This window comes from Cellulomonas sp. B6, from assembly GCF_001462455.1.
Classification (GTDB): Bacteria; Actinomycetota; Actinomycetes; order Actinomycetales; family Cellulomonadaceae; genus Cellulomonas.
Map to the genome: position 1 here is coordinate 1 of NZ_LNTD01000207.1, position 5,088 is coordinate 5,088.

Annotated in this window: 6 protein-coding genes; 4 read left to right on the forward strand and 2 right to left on the reverse strand. The window is 75.9% G+C overall.

Annotated elements, in window-relative coordinates:
* Positions 1–14: 14 nt before the first annotated feature.
* Entirely contained in the window at positions 15–1,007 is a 993-nt protein-coding gene (gene hemB / locus ATM99_RS15940; protein WP_062103829.1) for a porphobilinogen synthase, read from the forward strand.
* Positions 1,007–2,383, forward strand: a complete 1,377-nt coding sequence (hemL, locus tag ATM99_RS15945; RefSeq protein WP_062103830.1) for a glutamate-1-semialdehyde 2,1-aminomutase — start codon at positions 1,007–1,009, stop codon at positions 2,381–2,383. The genes hemB and hemL overlap by 1 nt, the downstream gene beginning before the upstream one ends.
* Positions 2,384–2,492: 109 nt before the next feature.
* Here the strand turns inward: hemL and ATM99_RS15950 are convergent, their stop codons facing one another.
* The gene (locus ATM99_RS15950) at positions 2,493–3,482 is read right to left on the reverse strand and encodes a sulfite exporter TauE/SafE family protein (protein ID WP_062103831.1); all 990 of its coding nucleotides are present in this window, start codon (positions 3,480–3,482) and stop codon (positions 2,493–2,495) included.
* Between the two features lie 187 nt (positions 3,483–3,669).
* Here ATM99_RS15950 and ATM99_RS15955 point away from each other — a divergent pair, with 187 nt between their 5' ends.
* A complete protein-coding gene (locus ATM99_RS15955; protein WP_223305198.1) occupies positions 3,670–4,083 on the forward strand; it encodes an NUDIX domain-containing protein in 414 nt (137 codons plus the stop codon).
* Between the two features lie 35 nt (positions 4,084–4,118).
* Here the strand turns inward: ATM99_RS15955 and ATM99_RS15960 are convergent, their stop codons facing one another.
* Positions 4,119–4,577 (reverse strand): Rrf2 family transcriptional regulator, encoded by a 459-nt coding sequence (locus tag ATM99_RS15960; RefSeq protein ID WP_062103833.1) that lies wholly within the window; start codon positions 4,575–4,577, stop codon positions 4,119–4,121.
* Positions 4,578–4,657: 80 nt separating this feature from the next.
* Between ATM99_RS15960 and ATM99_RS15965 the strand changes: the two genes are divergently transcribed.
* Positions 4,658–5,038, forward strand: coding sequence for a metal-sensitive transcriptional regulator (locus tag ATM99_RS15965; protein WP_082659916.1), 381 nt, complete (start codon positions 4,658–4,660; stop codon positions 5,036–5,038).
* Positions 5,039–5,088: the final 50 nt, after the last annotated feature.

The following is a 5,088-nucleotide window of genomic DNA, read 5'->3' on the forward strand; positions in this document are numbered from 1 at the left end:
GCGGAGGACCCCGCATGACCACCCCCTCGCCCGGCCGGCTGCGTCCGCGCCGCCTGCGCCGCACGCCCGCCCTGCGCCGCCTCGCCGCCCAGACGCGCCTGCACCCGGCCGACCTCGTGCTGCCGGTGTTCGTGCGCGAGGGCCTCGACGCACCCCGCCCGCTCGGCTCGATGCCGGGCGTGCTGCAGCACACGCGCGACTCGCTGCGGCAGGAGGCCGCACGCGCGGTCGAGGCCGGGCTCGGCGGGATCATGCTGTTCGGCGTGCCGGCGCACCGCGACGCGACGGGCACGGGTGCGACCGACCCCGACGGGATCCTCAACGTCGCGGTGGCTGACGTGGTCGCGGAGGTCGGCGACGACCTCGTGGTGCAGGCCGACCTGTGCCTCGACGAGTTCACCGACCACGGCCACTGCGGCGTGCTCACCCCGAGCGGCGCGGTCGACAACGACGCGACGCTCGAGCGGTACGCGGCGATGGCGGTCGCGCAGGCCGAGGCGGGCGCCCACCTGGTGGGGCTCAGCGGCATGATGGACGGTCAGACGGGTGTCGTCCGGGACGCGCTCGACGCCGCGGGGCACACCGACGTCGCCGTGCTCGCGTACGCCGCGAAGTACGCGTCGGCGTTCTACGGACCGTTCCGCGAGGCGGTCGAGTCGCAGCTCGACGGCGACCGCCGCAGCTACCAGATGGACCCGGCGAACCGCCGGGAGGCCGCGCGCGAGGTCGCGATCGACGTGGCCGAGGGCGCGGACGTCGTCATGGTGAAGCCCGCGATGTCGTACCTCGACGTGCTCGCCGACGTCGCCGCGACGTCACCCGTGCCCGTCTGGGCGTACCAGGTGTCGGGCGAGTACGCGATGATCGAGGCCGCGGCCGCGCAGGGGTGGATCACCCGCAGGGGTGCCATCACCGAGTCGGTGCTCAGCATCCGCCGCGCGGGCGCCGATGCGATCCTGACCTACTGGGCGACGGAGCTGGCCGGGTGGCTGGCGGAGGAGCGGTGATGACGCAGGTGGACGACGTCGCGGGTGCAGCCGGCCCCGTGGACGGCCCGGCGTGGACGGGCAGCAGCACCGCGGCGTTCGAGCACGCGACCGCCGTCATCCCGGGCGGCGTGAACTCCCCCGTGCGGGCGTACGGCTCGGTGGGCGGCACGCCCCGGTTCCTCGCGTCGGCGGCCGGCGCGCACGTGACCGACGTCGACGGGCGCACGTACGTCGACCTCGTCGGGTCGTGGGGCCCGGCGCTGCTGGGCCACGCGCACCCCGAGGTCGTCGACGCCGTGCAGCGCGCGGCCGCGCGGGGCCTGGGCTTCGGCGCGCCGACGACGACCGAGGTCGAGCTGGTCGATGAGGTGCGCGCACGCGTGCCCGCCGCCGAGCGGGTGCGTCTGGTGTCGACGGGCACCGAGGCGACCATGACGGCGCTGCGGCTGGCGCGCGCGTGGACGGGCCGCGACAAGGTCGTGAAGTTCGCGGGCTGCTACCACGGGCACGTCGACGCGCTGCTCGCGCAGGCGGGGTCGGGCGTCGCGACGCTCGCGCTGCCCGGGTCCGCGGGCGTCACGGCGGCTGTCGCGGCCGAGACGATCGTCGTGCCGTACAACGACCTGGACGCGCTGCGCACGGCGTTCGCCGAGCACGGCGGCTCGATCGCGGCGGTCATCACCGAGGCCGCGCCCGCCAACATGGGCGTCGTCCCGCCGCTGCCCGGGTTCAACCGCGAGCTGCGGCGCCTGACGACGGAGCAGGGTGCCCTGCTGATCCAGGACGAGGTGCTCACGGGCTTCCGCGTGGGCCCCGCCGGGTGGTGGGGCCTCGAGGGCGCCGCCGAGCAGTGGGCGCCGGACCTGCTGACGTTCGGCAAGGTGATCGGCGGCGGGCTGCCCGTCGCCGCGGTCGGCGGTCGCGCGGACGTCATGGACCAGCTCGCGCCGCTCGGGCCCGTGTACCAGGCGGGCACGCTGTCGGGGAACCCGGTCGCGACGGCCGCGGGCCTGGCGACGCTGCGGCTCGCGGACGACGACGTGTACGCGCGCGTCGACGCGGCGGCCGCGCGGCTGCGCCGCGAGGTCTCGGGCGCGCTCGTGCAGGCCGGCGTGCCGCACGCGATCCAGTGGGCGGGCAGCCTGTTCAGCATCGTGTTCGGCGAGCGCGCCGCCGCCGAGGGTGCCCGGGACTACGCGGGCGTGCAGGCGTCCGAGCACTGGCGGTACGCGCCGTTCTTCCACGCGCTGCTCGACGCGGGCGTGCTCGCGCCGCCGTCGGCGTTCGAGGCGTGGTTCCTGTCCGCCGCGCACGACGACGAGGTGCTGGACCGCGTGGCCGAGGCGCTGCCGGGTGCGGCGCGCGCCGCCGCGGAGGCCGTGCGTCCCGAGTGACGCGGACGCAGGCGGCCCGGGATCCGGGCCGCCCGCGCGGGGGTGGCAGGGCCGGCCCGGCTCCGGACAGGTGCGCCGGGCCGGCCCTCCACCGTTCGAGGGTGCCGCGTCAGACGCGCGGCGCGACCGGAGCGGCCGGCTCCGCGTCGACGGCGTCCGGGGCGTCCGACGACGCGCCGGGCGCGTCCGCGGCCGGACCGTGGCCCGTTCCCGCGGCGCCGCGCCCGGCCGCGAGGTCGAGGCGGTAGGCACGCACCGACCACGTGACGGCCACGACCCACACGAGCGCGATGGCCGCGAGCACGAGGCCCTCGGTGGTGGTGTCACCGACGCCGACCCAGTCGGAGCGCAGCAGCGTGCGGGTGTTGGTGAGCACGATGACGCCGCCGACCGCCGAGCCGAGCACGCGGCCGGGGACCTTGCGCACGAGCCACGCGGCGAAGGGCGCTGCGATCAGCCCGCCGATGAGCAGCGCGGCGACCCACGTGAAGTCGATGCCCTGCGAGCCGAGCGAGAACAGGAAGCCGAGGCTCGCGGCGAGCGCGACGAGGAACTCGGACGTGTCGATCGAGCCGACGACCTTGCGGGGCTCGAGCCGCCCGGACGCGAGCAGCGCGGGCGTGCCGACGGGGCCCCAGCCGCCACCGCCCGTGGCGTCGACGAACCCGGCGAACACGCCGAGCGGTGCGAGGAACCGCTTGCGCAGCGGCAGGTGCTGGCGGTCGGTGCGCAGGCCCTTGAGCGTGAACCGCACCAGCAGGTAGAGGCCCAGCGCGAGCAGCAGGAGCGACATCACGGGCTTGGCGGCGTCGGTCGACAGGTTCGACAGGAACGTCGCGCCGGCGAACGCGCCGACGGCGCCGGGGACGCCGATCCGCAGGACGACCTTCCAGTCGACGTTGCCGAACCGCCAGTGCGAGACGCCGGACGCGAGCGTCGTGCCGATCTCGGCAAGGTGGACGGTCGCGGAGGCCGCGGCCGGGTTGGTGCCGATCGCGAGCAGGAGCGTCGTCGAGGTGACGCCGTACGCCATGCCGAGGCTGCCGTCGACGAGCTGTGCGGCGAGGCCGACGAGGGCCAGGAGGATCAAGGAGGGCACGGGGACCACCTCGGGGCGGCCGGCGGGGAGGCCGGGAGCGGGTGACGCGCACGGGCGGTTGTCCGTACCTCGCTGATAATTCCGACCCGGTTAGCGGGATTTCAAGGATCGGTCGCATCCTGAGACGCCGTCTCGCCGACGGACGGCGCATCGGCTCGGCTCAGCTCGGGGCGTAGGGTCGTCCGCCGTGACGACCGCGGGAGTGATCAGGGTCAGCGCCGTGGTGCTGCGGGACGCGGCGGGCGCGGTGCTGACGGTGCGCAAGCGCGGCACGTCGCGGTTCATGCTCCCCGGGGGCAAGCCCGAGACCGGCGAGTCGCCCGCGCAGACCGCGGTGCGCGAGGTGCAGGAGGAGGTCGGCGTCGCGCTGCGCGTCGAGACGCTGCGCCCCCTCGGCGTCCACCGCGCCGCCGCGGCGAACGAGGACGGGTTCGAGGTCGAGGCGGACGTCTTCGAGCACGCGCTCGACGCGCCCGTCGCGGCCGGCGCCGAGATCGCCGAGCTGCGCTGGATCGACCCCGACGCCCCGCTGCCGCCCGACCTCGCGCCGCTGCTGCGCGACCGCGTGCTGCCCCTGCTGCAGGCCTCGCCCCGACCCTGACGACGCCGAGCGCCCGGTCGGACGTCGCGCGCCCGTCAGGGGTTGAGCCAGGCGTCCTCGCGCGCGGCCTGCCGGACCACGAGCTCGGGCAGCTCGCGCTGGACGACGTCGGCGAGCGTGACGCCCTCGAGCACGTCGCGCACCGACGCGCGCAGCGCGACCCAGACGTCGAGCAGCGCCGTGGCCGACCCCTCGTAGGTGAGCCCGGGCGGGCGCACGTCGCGCACTGTGACGAGCGGGCCGTCGACGGCCCGGATGACCTCGGCGAGCGTGATCTCGTCGGCGCCGCGCGCGAGCCGGTACCCGCCCGAGCGCCCGCGCACGCTGGTCACGACGCCGGCCCGGCGCAGGTCCCCGAGGATCCGCTCGAGGAAGCTCGTGGGGATGCCCTGCCCCTCGGCGAGCACCTCGCTCGAGACCGAGTCGTCCGCCGGCCTGCTGGCCAGCTCGGCGCACGCCCGCACCGCATAGTCCGCCTTCGCCGAGACACGCATGGGGTCGATCATCCCTGAGCGAGGCGTCCGCCGGGCGCGAACACCCTTGTGGTGATACCCCCCAGGGGTATGATGGAGCTATGTCCACCGAGACGGCACCCGTCACGCACGACACCCCCGACGCCGACGCGCCCGCGCTCGCACCCGCGGAAGCCGACGCCCCCGCACACGACCACGCGACGCACGGCTACTCGCCCGCCAAGGCCGAGTACCTGCGCCGCCTGCGCCGCATCGAGGGCCAGGTCCGCGGCATCGCCCGCATGGTCGACGAGGACGTCTACTGCATCGACGTCCTCACGCAGGTCGCCGCCGTCACCAAGGCGCTGCAGGCCGTGAGCATCGGCCTCGTCGAGGACCACCTCGGCCACTGCGTCGTCGACGCCGCGCGGCAGTCCCCCGAGGCGGGCGCCGAGAAGGTCCGCGAGGCCTCCGCCGCGATCGCGCGCCTCGTGCGCAGCTGACCCACCCCACCTCGCGACGGCCCTCACGGGGCCCCCGCGACACGTCCCGC